17 protein-coding genes are annotated in these 16336 nt (G+C 46.6%); 13 read left to right on the plus strand and 4 right to left on the minus strand.

Annotation, left to right across the window (positions count from 1 at the left end):
* Positions 1-30 precede the first annotated feature (30 nt).
* Genes ilvA through queF form a run of 3 tightly spaced genes read left to right on the plus strand, consistent with a single transcriptional unit; the run spans position 31 to position 3315 of the window.
* On the plus strand, positions 31-1551 hold the full coding sequence (gene ilvA, locus ICV32_RS09215) for a threonine ammonia-lyase, biosynthetic (protein WP_215370333.1): 1521 nt from the start codon (positions 31-33) through the stop codon (positions 1549-1551).
* Between the two features lies 1 nt (position 1552).
* Positions 1553-2467 (plus strand): 5'-nucleotidase, encoded by a 915-nt coding sequence (locus ICV32_RS09220; protein ID WP_215370335.1) that lies wholly within the window; start codon positions 1553-1555, stop codon positions 2465-2467.
* An 8-nt stretch (positions 2468-2475) separates the two neighbouring features.
* Positions 2476-3315 carry an NADPH-dependent 7-cyano-7-deazaguanine reductase QueF gene (gene queF, locus ICV32_RS09225; protein ID WP_215370337.1) on the plus strand — a complete coding sequence of 280 codons (840 nt, stop codon included), beginning with the start codon at positions 2476-2478 and terminating at the stop codon, positions 3313-3315.
* 2 nt (positions 3316-3317) lie between these two features.
* On the opposite strand, the gene ssb is transcribed toward queF, so the two are convergent.
* Together ssb and ICV32_RS09235 are read right to left on the minus strand one after the other, a co-directional pair.
* Positions 3318-3758, minus strand: a complete 441-nt coding sequence (ssb, locus tag ICV32_RS09230; protein WP_215370339.1) for a single-stranded DNA-binding protein — start codon at positions 3756-3758, stop codon at positions 3318-3320.
* 41 nt (positions 3759-3799) lie between these two features.
* Positions 3800-4963 carry an MFS transporter gene (locus ICV32_RS09235; RefSeq protein ID WP_215370341.1) on the minus strand — a complete coding sequence of 388 codons (1164 nt, stop codon included), beginning with the start codon at positions 4961-4963 and terminating at the stop codon, positions 3800-3802.
* A 37-nt stretch (positions 4964-5000) separates the two neighbouring features.
* Here ICV32_RS09235 and uvrA point away from each other — a divergent pair, with 37 nt between their 5' ends.
* The 10 genes from uvrA to rapZ all read left to right on the plus strand — a co-directional run bounded on the left by uvrA (position 5001) and on the right by rapZ (position 14388).
* The gene (gene uvrA / locus ICV32_RS09240; protein ID WP_215370343.1) at positions 5001-7913 is read left to right on the plus strand and encodes an excinuclease ABC subunit UvrA; all 2913 of its coding nucleotides are present in this window, start codon (positions 5001-5003) and stop codon (positions 7911-7913) included.
* A gap of 36 nt (positions 7914-7949) precedes the next feature.
* A complete protein-coding gene (locus ICV32_RS09245; protein WP_215370345.1) occupies positions 7950-8939 on the plus strand; it encodes an SIS domain-containing protein in 990 nt (329 codons plus the stop codon).
* 3 nt (positions 8940-8942) lie between these two features.
* Complete coding sequence (locus ICV32_RS09250) at positions 8943-9518, plus strand: HAD family hydrolase (RefSeq protein ID WP_215370347.1); 576 nt, start codon at positions 8943-8945, stop codon at positions 9516-9518.
* Positions 9519-9529: 11 nt separating this feature from the next.
* Positions 9530-10174 carry an LPS export ABC transporter periplasmic protein LptC gene (gene lptC, locus ICV32_RS09255; protein ID WP_215370349.1) on the plus strand — a complete coding sequence of 215 codons (645 nt, stop codon included), beginning with the start codon at positions 9530-9532 and terminating at the stop codon, positions 10172-10174.
* The gene (locus tag ICV32_RS09260; RefSeq protein WP_215370352.1) at positions 10171-10707 is read left to right on the plus strand and encodes an LptA/OstA family protein; all 537 of its coding nucleotides are present in this window, start codon (positions 10171-10173) and stop codon (positions 10705-10707) included. Before lptC ends, ICV32_RS09260 begins: the two co-directional genes overlap by 4 nt.
* Position 10708: 1 nt before the next feature.
* Complete coding sequence (gene lptB / locus ICV32_RS09265; RefSeq protein ID WP_215370355.1) at positions 10709-11461, plus strand: LPS export ABC transporter ATP-binding protein; 753 nt, start codon at positions 10709-10711, stop codon at positions 11459-11461.
* Between the two features lie 251 nt (positions 11462-11712).
* Positions 11713-12036, plus strand: a complete 324-nt coding sequence (hpf, locus tag ICV32_RS09270; protein ID WP_215370357.1) for a ribosome hibernation-promoting factor, HPF/YfiA family — start codon at positions 11713-11715, stop codon at positions 12034-12036.
* Positions 12037-12069: 33 nt separating this feature from the next.
* A complete protein-coding gene (locus tag ICV32_RS09275; RefSeq protein ID WP_215370360.1) occupies positions 12070-12531 on the plus strand; it encodes a PTS sugar transporter subunit IIA in 462 nt (153 codons plus the stop codon).
* A complete protein-coding gene (gene hprK, locus ICV32_RS09280) occupies positions 12528-13514 on the plus strand; it encodes an HPr(Ser) kinase/phosphatase (protein ID WP_215370363.1) in 987 nt (328 codons plus the stop codon). The genes ICV32_RS09275 and hprK overlap by 4 nt, the downstream gene beginning before the upstream one ends.
* Before the next feature lies 1 nt (position 13515).
* Positions 13516-14388: an RNase adapter RapZ gene (gene rapZ / locus ICV32_RS09285; RefSeq protein WP_215370366.1), complete on the plus strand. Its 873-nt coding sequence runs from the start codon at positions 13516-13518 to the stop codon at positions 14386-14388.
* Here the strand turns inward: rapZ and mutY are convergent.
* Both mutY and mutM read right to left on the minus strand, forming a co-directional pair.
* Positions 14349-15464, minus strand: a complete 1116-nt coding sequence (mutY, locus tag ICV32_RS09290) for an A/G-specific adenine glycosylase (RefSeq protein WP_215370369.1) — start codon at positions 15462-15464, stop codon at positions 14349-14351. The two genes, rapZ and mutY, sit on opposite strands and share 40 nt — an antisense overlap.
* A 2-nt stretch (positions 15465-15466) precedes the next feature.
* On the minus strand, positions 15467-16303 hold the full coding sequence (mutM, locus tag ICV32_RS09295; RefSeq protein ID WP_215370372.1) for a bifunctional DNA-formamidopyrimidine glycosylase/DNA-(apurinic or apyrimidinic site) lyase: 837 nt from the start codon (positions 16301-16303) through the stop codon (positions 15467-15469).
* Between the last annotated feature and the right edge of the window lie 33 nt (positions 16304-16336).

Consider the following 16336-nt stretch of genomic DNA (forward strand, 5'->3'; position numbering starts at 1 on the left):
CTTATATGCCAAGCATGGTACGCTTTCGTGATGAAAAATGATTATTTACACCGAATTGAGAACGCCAAGGTCTATGACGTTGCGCGAAAAACCGAACTAGAAAAAGCCCGGGATCTGAGCGCCCGCTTCCAAAACACGATTCTTTTAAAGCGCGAAGATAACCAGCCTGTGTTCTCGTTTAAGTTGCGAGGTGCGTATAACAAAATGGCTGGATTGAGCCCAGCGGCCCTAAAAAAGGGGGTAATTGCAGCTTCTGCTGGTAATCATGCTCAAGGTGTTGCTCTGGCCGCCGCCAAACTTAAGTGCAAGGCGGTGATCGTGATGCCGATTACCACCCCTCAAGTCAAAATTGATGCGGTTAAGGCGCACGGTAGCAAGTGGGTTGAACTCGTCTTAACGGGTGACTCGTACAGCGATGCTTATCAAGAAGCTCAACTACTCCAAAAAAAGAAGGGGTACACGTTTATTCATCCTTTTGATGATCCAGATGTTATTGCTGGCCAAGGTACGATCGCCAAAGAAATTCTCGATGAACACCCCGAGCCGATTGATGCGATTTTTGTAGCAATTGGTGGCGGTGGACTAATTTCTGGAATCGGCTCTTACATTAAAGCGATTAGACCCAAGATCAAAGTGATTGGTGTGCAAACGGTTGACTCGGATGCAATGAAACAGTCCTTGAAACTGGGGAAACGGATTGAACTTAAGGAAGTTGGCTTGTTTTCTGATGGCACTGCTGTAAAGCAGGTAGGTAAGGAGACCTTTAAGATCTGCCAACGGGTGATAGACGACATCGTCTTGGTGGATACCGATGAACTCTGCGCGGCAATCAACGATGTCTTTACTGACACCCGCAGTATTTTGGAGCCTGCCGGTGCGCTCGCCGTTGCCGGTCTAAAAAAATATGTGGAGAAGCATCGCCTCAAAAAGAAAACCTTGGTCGCCATTGCATGCGGCGCCAATATGAACTTTAGTCGTTTACGTTTTGTGGCTGAACGGGCCGATGTGGGTGAATTTCGTGAGGCCGTCTTTGCGGTCACCATTCCCGAAGAGCGAGGCTCATTCAAAGCCTTTTGCAAAATGCTTGGTAAACGTAATGTCACTGAATTTAATTATCGTATCGCCCATGCGGATCAGGCGCATCTTTTTGTTGGCATCGGAACTCAACGTGCCGGCGATAACAAAACGATTGCGAGTGCTTTTCGTAAAGCAGGATTTGCAACTATTGATCTAAGCCATGATGAGTTAGCAAAGACTCATCTGCGACACATGGTTGGTGGAAGTTCTGCATTAGCGAAAGACGAGTTACTCTATCGCTTTGAGTTTCCAGAACGCCCGGGGGCGCTCATGCGCTTTCTCGACAGCCTAGCCCCCAATTGGAATATCAGCTTATTTCATTACCGTAATCATGGCGCGGATTATGGACAAATCTTATTGGGCATTCAGGTCCCTAAGAATGAACAGTCCGCCTTTAAACAATTTTTGGCAACTTTGGGCTATCCTCATTGGGATGAAAGCAAGAATCCTGCATACCGCCTATTTCTAAAATAAGATGTCTTATACCCTCGCTGGAAAACTAGTCGTTGCCATTTCATCGAGAGCACTCTTTGACTTTGAGGAAGAAAACCGCCTGTTCGAGGAAAGTGACGATAGCGCCTACATGAAATTACAGCTAGAGCGTCTTGCGATCCCTGCCCAAGTGGGCGTTGCCTTTCCCCTCGTAAAGAAGTTACTGCGCTTTAATCAAGATCAACCACGCGTCGAAGTCGTGATCCTGTCGCGTAATGACCCAGTCAGCGGTTTGCGCGTTTTTCGTTCTGCTAAACACCATGGGCTTAGCATTGAACGCGGAGTCTTTACTCGGGGCAGACCGCCATATCACTACTTAAAATCATTACAGGCCAACCTTTTTTTATCAGCCAACGAGGAAGACGTACGCGCTACCCTAGACGCCGGCTTTCCGGCAGCGCGCGTCTACCCAGAATCAACCAAAATGGCTGAGAATAATCCCAATGAAATCCGGATCGCCTTTGATGGTGATGCGGTTTTATTTTCAGATGAAGCAGAACAGGTTTTTCAGGATCAAGGCCTAAAGGCGTTTGTCGATCATGAAAGCCAGCGTGCTGCCATTCCGTTGCCACCAGGGCCCTTTAAGCCACTGCTTGCTGCCCTTCATCAATTACAAGCCGAATCTGAGCCTAAAAATGAAATGCGGATTCGAACAGCCCTAGTCACAGCCCGTTCTGCACCAGCCCATGAGCGCGCTATTCGGACATTAATGAACTGGGGGATTGATGTGGATGAGGCAATGTTTCTTGGGGGCTTATCCAAGCGCGAGTTTCTTAAAGAGTTTGAGCCCGACTTTTTCTTTGATGACCAAACTGGTCATTGCAATGCTGCTTCCAGCGTCGCTCCAACAGGGCACGTAATCTCTGGGGTTAGTAATACCAACCGGTCCAAAACCTAAATTTTTCTATGTCGGAATTTGTTCTCGGTCAGCAAAGTGCTTATCCCAATCAGTATGACCCGGGTCTACTCTTTCCCATCCCCCGCGCTCAGAATCGCAAGAAACTGGGTATTGAAGAAGGATCGCGTTTACCTTTTTTGGGAATTGATCTCTGGAATGCATTTGAGCTGAGTTGGCTAAATCCCAAAGGCAAACCGCAGATCGCTCTGGCTGAATTTTCGATTCCAGCAGAGTCGCCATTCATGATCGAGTCAAAATCGTTCAAACTCTATCTCAATAGCTTGAATCAACATCCTTTCGAAACTCTTGAAGCAGTCCGCGCATGTCTGCGCCATGATTTAAGTGCGGTACTTGGCAGTCCCTTGCAAATCAAGCTTCTTCAGCCTTCGGAATTACAAGACCAAAAAAAGTATCCGCTCATGCAAGAACTAGATGGCCAACTTCTCGATCGACTTGATATTGAAGTCAATCCAGCACAAATTGCTGACCCAACTCTTCTAAGCGCTGATCAAAGCTCAGCCCCAATCACGCAAACCTTAGTGTCACATCTACTCAAATCCAATTGCCCGGTCACAGGTCAGCCCGATTGGGCTAGCGTACAAATTCATTACCAAGGTCGACCCATCAAAGAGGAAGGTCTTTTGCGCTACCTCATTGGCTTTCGTAATCTTGGGGAATTTCACGAACACTGCGTTGAAAAAATCTTTTGTGATATTAAGAATCATTGCCAACCAGAAAAGTTGTCTGTTTATGCCCGTTACACTCGACGGGGTGGCTTAGATATCAATCCATTTCGTGCCGATTTCAATGCTGCCTGGCCCAACAATATTCGTCACGCCAGGCAATAACACTAGAACGGAATATCGTCATCCATTGCATCAAGCGCACTGGCTCCCGAGCTTGATGGACTCTCAGCCGGCTTAGATCGGCCTGAAGATTCCTCTCCAGAGCCAGACATCCGAGCACCAAGCATTTGCATGCTGTCAGCGATAATTTCGGTGGAATACTTTTCTTGTCCACTTTGATCGGTCCACTTTCGAGTCCGTAAGCGACCCTCGACATAAACCTGTGAACCTTTTTTTAAGTATTGGCCTGCGATTTCTGCCAACTTACCGAAAAAGGCGATGCGATGCCATTCGGTATTCTCTTTCATCTCGCCCGTTTGTTTGTCTTTATAGCGATCTGAAGTGGCAACTGAAATATTGGTGACAGCGTCACCGCTGGGCATATACCGAGTTTCTGGGTCGCGCCCAACATTACCAACGATGATGACTTTATTGACTGAAGCCATTTTGTCTCCCGAAGAAAATTAAATAAAAAGTGTGGCTAAAGCTACTTTGCGGTTTGCGACGATGAAATATCACGCATTGGCCAAGCAATTATAAGCCAGGCAATAATCAAAACGGCGCCACCCATGAATACCGAGAGGTTTCCGAACAGTTGCATCATTAGTCCACCAAGCGCCGCCCCGGTAAATAATCCGACAGACTGAGTTGTGTTGTAGATACCCAATGCGGCTCCTTTTTCATCTTTGGCCCAACGCGATACCATTGAGGGCTGCAGAGCCTCGAGTAAATTAAATCCGACAAAGTAAATCAACAGTGCACTGACAATGACTGTTATGGAATGGGCTTGCAAAAAGATGATTTGTGCAATCAATAAGATGACAACGGCTGTAAGCAATACAAGCCGTAATTTCTTTTTCTTTTCGCCATAAATAATCCCCGGCAACATCAGAAAGAATGAAACAACGACAACTGGAAAATAAACTTTCCAATGATCGTCTAATGGCAAGCCTGCTTCCACGAGTAAACGAGGAACAACAAGGAACATTGCCACTTGGGTAGCGTTTAGAACAAACACTCCCACATTAAGCCGAAATAATTCAGGTCTTAGAAAAATTTGCTTTAACGGCTGATGTTCATTCCGAATTTGCTTCGGAGGACTTGGCACCATAAACCAGGCCACCAAAAACCCAATCAGTCCAAGTACTGCCAGTAATAAAAACATGCCATCGAGTCCAATGGCTCGATAAATCGGGGTAGCAATTACTAACGAGAGGGCAAAGGAGATGCCAATACTGCCTCCCACAATTGCCATTGCTGCAGTTCTAACTTGCTCGCGGGTTAAATCCGCCACCCATGCAGATACTGCGGCAGAGATTGCGCCTGCTCCCATCAGTCCTCGCCCGATCGCAATCCAAAGCAAATCGTCTTGACTGGCTGCAATCAAGGAACCGGCAATAAACAAGCTCAATCCCCATAAAACCACGGGCTTACGACCCACCCGGTCAGAGAGAATCCCCAAGGGAATATGAAAAAAGGCCTGAACAATATTAAAAATACCCAGAGCCAGACCTACCCATAAGGCATTCTCTCCTCCGGGCAAATCCCTGGCATGTAAGGAGAAGACGGGTAAAAGCAAGAATAGGCCCAGCATCCGCAAGCCAAAGATACCGGCAAGAGCAAGGGTTGAGCGCAGTTCGGAAGAGTTCATGGGAAAAGGCTATATTAACAAGTTACGCTAAAAAATCATGAATAACGAAATCAAAATCCGTGGGGCTCGTACCCACAACCTAAAAAATATCAATCTCGATATCCCGCGTGAGAAGCTCGTGGTGTTGACCGGCTTATCCGGTTCTGGCAAAAGCTCTTTGGCCTTTGATACGCTCTACGCGGAAGGGCAACGACGCTATGTTGAATCGCTCTCAGCGTACGCTCGCCAATTTCTACAGTTGATGGAAAAGCCCGATGTCGATGTGATTGAGGGCTTATCGCCTGCGATCTCCATCGAGCAGAAGGCAACTAGCCATAACCCGCGCTCAACGGTTGGTACTGTCACAGAGATTCATGATTATTTGCGTCTACTGTTTGCGCGTGCGGGCACCCCCTACTGCCCGGACCATGACCTTGCCCTTGAAGCCCAAAGTGTTTCGCAAATGGTTGATACCGTGATGGCAATGCCGCTTGATGCCAAGCTGATGATCTTAGCCCCAGTAGTCAGTGAGCGCAAAGGTGAGTTTGTTGACTTATTCGAAAATCTCCAAGCACAAGGATTTGTCCGCTTTCGCATTCGTTCGGGTGGTGGCACGAGTAACGCAGCTAAAGCCGAGATCGTCGAAGCCGATCATCTACCGCAACTAAAAAAAAATGATAAACACTCCATTGAAGTGGTGGTTGATCGAATTCGTGTCAAGGAGGATATTCAGCAACGACTCGCTGAATCGTTTGAAACCGCCCTGCGACTTGCTGATGGCAAGGCGATGGTAGTGAATATGGACTCGGGGGAAGAAACTATTTTCTCCAGCAAATTTGCATGCCCCATATGCTCCTACTCATTGCAAGAACTTGAGCCCCGCCTGTTTTCCTTTAACAACCCGATGGGAGCCTGCCCCAGTTGCGATGGACTTGGTCACATCTCGTTCTTTGATCCCAAACGGGTAGTGGCACATCCCGATCTATCTTTGGCTGCAGGAGCAATCAAAGGGTGGGACCGTCGTAACCAGTTTTACTTCAAGCTTTTACAAACCTTATCAAAGTTTGGCGGCTTTGATCTTGAAAAGCCCTTTGAAAAATTACCCAAAAAAGCCCAAGACTTAATCCTTTATGGGTCTGGAGACGTAAGCATCCCATTTGAGTACCTCAATGAAAAAGGTCGCTCCGTAGTACGTGAGCATCCGTTTGAAGGAATTTTGGCGAATTTTGAGCGGCGCTATCGAGAAACCGACTCAGGAGCAGTCCGTGAAGAATTAGCTCGTTATCAAAATATTCGGGCGTGCCCTGAATGCAATGGCACCCGTTTACGCAAGGAGGCCCGCTTTGTCAAAGTAGGAGATGGTCAGCAAGCCCGCGCCATTTATGAGATCAGCGCCTTGCCCCTGCGTGAAGCCCAAGACTATTTCAACAGCATTCAATTAAAGGGCGCCAAACGAGAAATTGCTGACAAAATCATTAAGGAGATCGCATCTCGTTTACGCTTTTTGAATGATGTGGGCTTGGATTATCTATCCTTAGAACGCAGTGCCGATACGCTTTCTGGTGGCGAGGCGCAACGAATACGGCTTGCTTCGCAAATTGGCTCTGGACTAACCGGTGTGATGTATGTACTTGATGAACCATCGATTGGCTTGCATCAGCGTGATAACGATCGTTTAATTGCAACCCTAAAACACCTTCGCGATCTTGGTAATAGCGTTTTGGTCGTAGAGCATGACGAGGACATGATTCGGGCCTCAGACTATGTGATTGATATAGGCCCTGGTGCGGGCGTGCATGGCGGAAAGATTGTTGCGACAGGAACTCCTCGTGAAGTCGAGCAAAATTCTGCTTCACTAACCGGTGCCTACCTGTCTGGTCAAGAAAAAATTGCGGTTCCCCAAAAACGCACAGAACATGATGGACGCTTTCTAAGCATTATTGGTGCGAGTGGTAATAATCTTCAAAGTGTTGATGCACATATTCCTGTGGGCTTATTGACTTGCGTTACTGGCGTATCCGGGTCTGGTAAATCGACTTTGATTAATGACACCTTGCATCATGCAGTTGCACAACATCTTTATGGCTCAAGTGCTGAACCAGCAGAGCATGATCATATCGACGGTATCGAACACTTCGACAAAGTGATCAATGTGGATCAATCGCCGATTGGCCGCACACCACGCTCCAATCCTGCTACCTATACTGGTCTATTCACTCCCATTCGAGAACTCTTTGCGGGAGTTCCGGCCGCTCGTGAACGCGGTTATGAGGCCGGTCGATTCTCTTTTAATGTCAAAGGTGGCCGCTGCGAAACCTGTGAGGGCGATGGCGTCCTCAAGGTCGAAATGCATTTCTTACCGGATGTGTATGTACCCTGCGACGTGTGTCATGGCAAACGCTACAACCGTGAGACTTTAGATATTCGCTACAAAGGCAAAAACATTCATGAGGTCTTATCGATGACGGTAGAACAAGCTCATGAATTCTTCGAAGCGGTCCCGGTTGTGAAACGTAAACTTAAAACCTTACTTGATGTTGGTTTAGGGTATGTCTGTCTTGGTCAAAGCGCCACCACTCTCTCAGGCGGAGAAGCACAACGCGTCAAACTCTCGCTAGAGCTATCAAAACGGGATACGGGACGAACCCTTTATATCCTTGATGAGCCAACAACGGGTTTGCATTTTCATGACATCAAACTATTACTTGAGGTGATTCATACTCTTAAAAAACAGGGAAATACTGTAGTCATCATTGAGCACAATCTGGATGTGATTAAAACTGCAGACTGGTTAATTGATCTTGGGCCCAATGGAGGCGCTGGTGGTGGTCAAATCATTGCAACTGGATCCCCCGAAGAAGTTGCAAATCGCCCCGTTAGCTTCACAGGCAAATACTTAAAGCCTCTCTTAAAAAAGCAGGTTAATTCAAGCCCAATCAAGAAAAAGGATCTCGAGAAGCTTGGTCTTTAAATCCAGCAATGGGGCAGTCGGCATATACTTATCCCCATGAATGCAAAGAACCAACGCGCTCTAGAATTAGCTTGCGCCACCCTTGAATTAGAAGCGGATGCGATTCGCAAAATGCGCGACCGCTTGGCTCAAGGGGGACAATCGGCCTTGCTGCTTTCGGTTGATCTTCTAGAACAATGCCGCGGTCGGATAGTTGTCTCTGGAATTGGTAAATCAGGTCACATTGCGCGTAAGGTAGCCGCTACCTTTGCATCAACAGGCTCTCCTGCATTTTTTGTGCACCCTGCTGAAGCAAGTCATGGTGATTTAGGTATGGTGACTCGTGAGGATGTATTCGTAGCGATTTCAAACTCTGGTGAAACCGAAGAATTGCTAACGATTGTTCCGATCATCAAAAGAACTGGCGCAAAGTTAATTGCATTAACGGGTGATCCCAATTCCTCACTTGCCAAATTAGCGGATGCGCATCTTGACATTAGCGTTGATAAAGAAGCATGCCCGCTCAATATGGCGCCAACAACCAGCACAACGGCAGCCTTAGCAATGGGTGATGCATTGGCTGTTTCCCTATTAGATGCACGCGGCTTTAAAGCCGAAGACTTTTTGCGCTCCCACCCCGGTGGAAGGTTGGGCCGAAAACTGATTGCCCATGTCTCAGAAGTCATGCGTGATCTCTCAAGCACCCCCAAAATTAATGAGAAGGCAACCTTTGCAGAAGCACTCACTGAAATGAGTCGCCAAAAAATGGGCTTAGTCGTGATTGTGAATGACGCCAATCAGGTGTTGGGTATTTTGACCGATGGCGATTTGCGACGGCTTATGGAAAAAGAGGTGAGTATCAGCTCCATCAGTTTGGTGGATGCCATGACCCCCAATCCAAGAACAATCCCGCCCGATTTAATCGCTGAAGAAGCGATTGGAATGATGGAGCAACATCGGATTAATCACTTAATCGTGGCCGATCCCAAAAAACACTTACTAGGGGCCCTCAACTTACACGACCTATTTGCAGCCAAGGTAATTTGATCGATGGCACCAACTCTTCAGACACACACAACAAACCCATTAACGCACTACCCCCAGGCTTTAGAACGGGCGGCTCAAATTCGCTTCTTGGTACTTGATGTCGATGGCGTTCTAACCAACGGTCAGGTTTTTTTCGGGCCAGACGGTAGAGAATTGGTCAAGGGGTTTGATATTCAAGATGGGTTGGGTATCAAACTGCTCCAAAGTATTGGGGTTGAATGTGCTGTCATTACTGGTCGCCACTCCAAAATGGTCCTTGGACGATGTGATGAACTCGGAATTACGCATGTTTTTACTGGCGTTCAAGATAAAAAATCAGCGCTTGATGACTTACAAAAAAAAGTTACGTGCAATCCTGCCATCGACCTAGCGGTCATGGGGGATGACTGGCCTGATCTCGCGATCATGCAGTCTGCAGCATTGCGCATTGCTCCGGCTCAGGCACATGAGGCTGTTCGTCAAATTGCGCACTACGTTACACGCGCCAAGGGTGGCTTTGGTGCTGTTCGTGAAGCATGCGATTTGATCCTTAAAGCCCAAGATCAATACGATTCACTATTAACCAAAGCTAAAGGCTGAGTAAATCCTTTATGCGACTTTCTCGATACATCATTTATCTGTGGGTTGTTCGGGGTTTACTTCGCATACTGCCCTTTTTATTGATGGGCACCCTAACCTTGGCGACTTTCTGGCTAGTCAAACGGAGCACTCCACCAGAGTCACTCGCGCTTGCGCGCGTTCCTCAGCACGTGCCTGATTACATTCTCAAAAATGCATCCCTATCCAATCTCAATGAACAAGGACAGACAAAATACCGCGTTCTAGGGAAAAAATTGACTCACTACGAAGATGATGCATCAATTGATTTAGAACGGCCCCGGATTCGCATTTTTCAAGATCAAGGTGCGCCAGTTACGGTCCGTGCCGATCGCGGCCATGTTGACGGTGATTTAACGATTTTGGATCTATACGAAAATAGTGAAATATTTCGACCGGCTCAAGAGGCGATTGGAGATCGTAAGGCTGCTCCCCAATTACTTGCGCGCTCTAGCTACTTTCAGGTTTTAATCAATGATGATATTGTTCGAACCGATAAGCCATTAGAGCTTCAACAGGGAATGTCAATCATGAATTCAAGTGGTGGCGGAACGTTTAATAATGTTGATCACAGTGCCAGCCTCAAAGGCCAAGTACGTGGACGAATTGAGCCAAGTGAGCAAAAGGGGCGCAATTGAGAGTTCTCATTTTTATTCTTGCTCTGAGTGCGCTGCCACTATCTACCCAAGCAAATCAGACTGATCGGGACAAACCGCTCATTATTAATGCCGATCAAGTTGATTTTGATGATGTAAAACAAAAATACACTCTAACTGGCGATGTTCTTTTAATTCGTGGCAGCATGGTTGGTACTGGTGAGCGTGGTTTTATCCTAGTGACACCAGAGGGCTATCAAATGATTGATCTAAATGGTAAGTCTAATTTGCCAGCATCAATGCGCCAACGTCGCGAAACCTTACAAGATGAATTTATGCAAGGCATCGCTAAAGATATTCTTTATGATGATCAAAAGGAAAAGCTCTTGCTCGTTGGAAATGCCACTGTCAAGCGTCTCCTTAATATGCAAATGCTCGATCAGCTCCAAGGTTGGCAAATTGAATATGAGGATGTCAAAGAAAGCTATAAGATCAAACCGCAAAAATTGGATTTAAATCGCCCCCCGGAATCAAGAGCAATCCTGTCACCCAGAAAGAAAGTTGTTATCAAATAAGATGGCTTCTGTATCTCCTTCAGTTCTTCAGGCGGTATCGCTTCAAAAACGCTATGGCTCACGCACCGTTGTTCGCGATGTGAGTATTGAAGTATCGAGTGGTGAGGTAGTTGGTTTATTGGGCCCAAATGGTGCTGGTAAAACAACTTCGTTTTATATGATTGTTGGCTTAGTTCCTCTCGATGGTGGTGATATACGCTTAAATCAGAAAAAAATTAGCCATCTCCCCATCCATCAGCGTGCCCGAATGGGCCTATCCTACTTACCTCAAGAGGCCTCTGTTTTTCGTAAACTAAACGTGGCAGAAAATATACAAGCAGTACTAGAGCTTCAAGAAACCAATGGCAAGCCGCTAAGTAAAAAACAAATCCAGGATCGTTTAGATGAGCTACTGGGTGAATTACAAATTAGTCACTTACGCAACAATCCGGCTCTCTCCCTATCCGGCGGAGAAAGGCGACGGGTTGAAATTGCAAGAGCGCTCGCTTCTTCCCCTAAATTTATTCTGCTCGATGAGCCATTTGCAGGCGTCGACCCAATTGCCGTAGGCGAGATTCAACGGATTGTCCGCTTTCTAAGAGACCGCCAAATCGGGGTCCTAATCACCGATCACAATGTGCGAGAAACCCTGGGTATTTGCGACCACGCTTACATCATTAGCGAAGGTAGCGTCCTAGCTGCAGGTAAGCCCGATGAGATTATCCAAAATGATGCGGTTCGAAGGGTTTATTTGGGTGAAAACTTCCGCATGTAAGCTATTGCTTTTGTTGGTAAAAAATTTTACAAAAAATACTGCGCAGCAATAAATCGTACTCTCACATAAGGTTTTTATTGAATTGATTGGTTTTAAATCAAATCACTGATAACCTAATTAAAAATCATCGAGTAAGCAGTCAATTTTTTAATCCTCTTTTTTTAAAGGACTCCTACCTTCACTTAAAACCTTTTTTATCTTCATTATTTTGAATAAATCATCTTTGTAGCTTTTCACTATGGAGGTTTGTAATGAATTTACGCATCAACAGCCGTCATCTCGAAATTACTCCAGGCATCCGCGATCACTTAGAAAATCGTCTTGAACGAATTCGAAAGCATTTTGATCATGTGATTGATGCCTCAGCATTTCTTATGGTTGATAAAGCGAAAGAAAAGGGGCTCAGACAAACGGCTGAATTAACACTGCATCTGAAGGGTAAAGAATTATTTGCTCAGGCCCACCATGAGGATTTGTATCATGCAATGGATGCCGTTATCGACAAACTGGATCGACAAGTCATCAAGCACAAAGAACGAATTCAGGACCATCATCACGATAAACATCTGCAATAACGTTTAGTGTATTGACCCCTATAATCAGGGGTCATGAACGTACTTAGTCGCCTATTCACTACTGACAGCATTCATTTGAATGCACAAGCGTCTAGTAAGACGCAAGCATTTGAAATTGCTTGTCAGTATTTTGCGACCAAACTACAAATTCCATCCGATACCCTCTTAAGTTTCCTAAGCGCCCGAGAGGCCCTAGGGTCAACCGGTCTAGGATTTGGGGTAGCGATCCCCCACGGGAGAATTAAGGGTCTACAAGAGCCCTGTGCGGCTGTCTTTAAGCTCCTAACCCCAATTGAGTTTGGATCCCCAGACGGCAAACCTGTTTCGCTTCTTATTTTTCTCCTAGTCCCTGAAAATGCAACCCAAGCGCATCTTGAAATCCTAGCGGCAATTGCCCAACTTCTCACCAATCCTCAATCACGTGACCAGTTGCAAAATGAGACCGATCCTGAGAAAGTAAGGGACTTGATTTGCGATTGGGAGGCTTTGCAATGAGCCAGCAACTTTTACTTGAAGATGTCACAGCTCAACAAATCTTTGATGAGAATATTGGGGATTTAAAACTGTCTTGGATCAGCGGTCTAGAGGGCGCAGACCGAAAATTTAACGCGGATGCTGTTCGGTCTGCCGCAGCTTCTTCGGATTTGGTTGGTCACTTGAATATGATCCATCCAAGCCGAATACAGATCTTTGGGAACCAAGAGATTGATTACCACGCCAAACTACCAAGTGCTGAGCGCCAAACCCAAATCTCCGCCTTGATTGCCAGTAACCCGCCCTGCATCATTGTGGCCGATGGCTGTAATGCGGATGAGGAATTGCAACTTTATTGCCAACGCTCCTCCACACCCCTTTTTGCTACCAATACTTCTGCTGCGGAGGTCATTGATCACCTCCGGTTCTATTTAACTAAGATTGGGGCACCTTGCATCACGATGCACGGGGTTTTTATGGATATCTTAGGCCTCGGCGTCTTAATTACTGGCGAATCCGGCTTAGGAAAGAGCGAATTAGGTCTTGAGCTAATTTCTCGGGGTCATGGTTTGGTGGCTGACGATGCCGTTGACTTTACTCGACTGGGACCCGATTACATTGAAGGTCGATGCCCAGAAATTTTGCGGGACTTGCTCGAAGTTCGGGGGCTTGGTTTATTGGACATTCGGACAATATTTGGTGAGACAGCAGTCCGCCGCAAATTGAAATTACGCTTAATTGTGCAATTGGTTCGTCGCAATGATGGTGAATTCGAACGCTTACCGATTGAGTCTCAGTTTGTTGAGGTTCTCGATATTCCGATTCGGACAGTAAAGATTCAGGTGGCTGCCGGACGAAATTTAGCGGTTCTTGTTGAAGCAGCTGTTCGCAATACGATTTTGCAACTGAGAGGCATTGATACGCTGAAGGACTTTATTGAGCGCCAACGCAATCAAATGAATCTTGATAGCGAAAATAATAAATCCCAAGGCCGTCTCTTATAAGATGCGTATCCAACTCATTACGGGTATCTCTGGTTCTGGAAAATCAGTCGCATTACGCGCATTTGAGGATGCTGGATACGATTGCGTTGATAACTTACCGGTATCACTGATCGAACAGTTGGTTGAGACAATGGAAGGTGAGCGCTGTCAGCATATTGCGATTGCAATTGATGCTAGGCGCGGTGCGTCGATTTCTGAGTTACCTGCACTTCTAAAAAAGCTACGTCATCAACATCAGGTTGATGTCTTATTTTTAAATGCGGACACGAATACCTTAGTTCAGCGTTTCTCAGAAACACGCCGCCGTCACCCACTTTCCCATCCCAATCAGTCGAGCACCTTAATTGATGCGATTGAAAAAGAACGGGAGTTGCTTGCTCCATTATCCAGCGAAGCTCAACAAATTGACACTGGACACATTCCAGCCCACACCCTTCGACATTGGATTGCCGATCAATTAAAAGAGAGGCCTATTGGTTTGGCGCTGATATTTGAGTCATTTGCATTTAAAGGGGGTGTACCCAGTGAAGCAGATATTGTTTTTGATGTTCGTTGCCTCCCAAACCCCCATTACGAGGTAGCCTTACGCGATCAAAATGGTTTAGATCAAGCGGTTGCTGATTACTTATGTCAGTTTCCTGAAGTCTCACAAATGTTGACCGATATTGAGTCGCATATCCAAAAATGGTTACCGCATTATCTAAAAGATGGTCGCAGCTATCTCACCGTAGCAATTGGTTGCACTGGCGGACAGCATCGATCAGTCTATCTCGTCCATCAGTTGCAGCAATTTTTTTCTAAGGCAGCAATCAAAGACGTGTATGTCCTAGAGCGTCATCGTGAATTAGATTCTAAAAAGGTTCGTATTGGCTGAGGCAAGCCATACTCCATCAATCGACTAGTGCAAACCCAATTGAGTGAAGCGCCTGCGCATGGCCATTTTCGCTTGAGCTGAATGACCCAAGGTTGCATTTGCAGACGACGATGACTAAAAACATGCTCGATTGCATGGCTCTCTTCAATTGAAACGATCGAGTCTATGTCGTTTTTGGATAGATGGTTTGCAAGGCAAGTTTGATTCAGTAAGTCTTTGACATCAATCGATTTCGGGTGAATGATCTTTTCTGCTAAAGGCTCCCAAGGGGTCTCTATCAAAGAATAAAGACCACCCCAAATCGCTTTTACAGGTCGCTTCTCAAGCAACACCTCATCGTGATGACGAATCAAAAAGATGTGGGTTGTGAATATTGGGGATGGCTTTTTCTTCTTTTTTGCTGGAATACGATCCACCAGACCAAGTTCATATGCCTTGCACTCACTCATCATTGGGCACGACCGGTCCTGACTTAGGCATTTGGCAATCTTCGGAGTGCACCAAGTAGCACCAAAGTCCATAAGCGCTTGTGTATATAGGGGCATTTGAGACTTTGACTTGGGAAGAATGGCGCCTGCATGCTCCCAAAGTAATTGCACAGTCTTGTTCCTTTGCTGATCACTGGTAATGCCAAAGAAACGACTAATCACTCGCTTAACATTGACATCGAGGATTGGAGCACGCTCCTCAAATGCAAAGGCAGCAATCGCACCTGCCGTGGATCGGCCAATCCCAGGTAATGTCTCAAGCTCTTGGGCCGTATTGGGAAACTTCCCCGCATACTTTGCCATGACCTCTTGTGCACAGCGATGAAGATTGCGCGCACGCGAGTAGTACCCTAACCCACTCCACAAGGCCATGACTGCATCTAAATCTGCGATTGCCAGCGCTTTAACCGTTGGAAATTGACGCATAAAAAGTGGGTATCGCTCGATCACCGTGCTAACCTGAGTCTGTTGCAACATAATCTCCGAAACCCAAATTGCATATGGGTCTTTGTGACCCTGCCAAGGCAGACCTTGACGACCATATTGCTTTGACCAACGTATCAAAGCCTGGGAGAAACGAAATCCCATACCTATCGTTTTTGGCACTGAGGGCAATAGTAGGTCGAGCGCTGATTCTGGGTAATTTGCCGAATCGGTGTTTTACACACCCGACAAGGTTCGTTGGCTCGATCGTAAACTTTAGTTTGCATCATGAAGTAACCCGGTTCACCGTGCGCATCCACAAAATCGCGCAGGCTACTTCCACCGGCTGCAATGGCTTTCTTTAAAATGGTTCGGACAGCATGGGCCAACCGCTCACATTGAGCTTTGGTTAACTTACCTGCGGATACGCCTGGGTGAATCCCCGCTTCGAACAAGGATTCCGAGCAATAAATGTTGCCGACGCCAACCACCGCTTGCCCAGCCAACAAAAATGCTTTTACTGAAACACTCCGCTTACGAGAATACTGATATAAACGTGTTGCACCCAATTGCCCAGCAAACTCCTCGGCAAGCGGCTCCGGCCCTAATTTTTGAATTAAAGAGTGATGCAGTACATCGCCCTTGGTGGCTGGGTGCCATAAGACAGCGCCAAATTTTCGGGGGTCGTGGAGTCGTAAAGTAAGTTGATCGAAATGAATCACGACCCGATCGTGTGGCTTTAGGGGATCCTTCCGCGCTAGCACACGCAGTACCCCGGTCATACCCAAGTGAATGATCAAGTAGCCATTGGTCATTTTGAGTAATAAATACTTCCCCCGGCGTTCGATCACATCAAGCCGTTGGCCCATCAGAATTTTTGGCAAGCCCCGAGGAACAGGCCAACGCAGTCGCCCATCAATTACATCCACATGGGTGATCTGGCGCCCCTCTAGGTGTGGCTTGATTCCCAAGCGAGTGACTTCGACTTCTGGTAATTCTGGCATCGGTATATTGTAGTTTCGGGGATTAGAATGTGC

Origin of the sequence: Polynucleobacter sp. MWH-UH24A (genome assembly GCF_018687475.1) — a bacterium.
Lineage (GTDB): Bacteria > Pseudomonadota > Gammaproteobacteria > Burkholderiales > Burkholderiaceae > Polynucleobacter.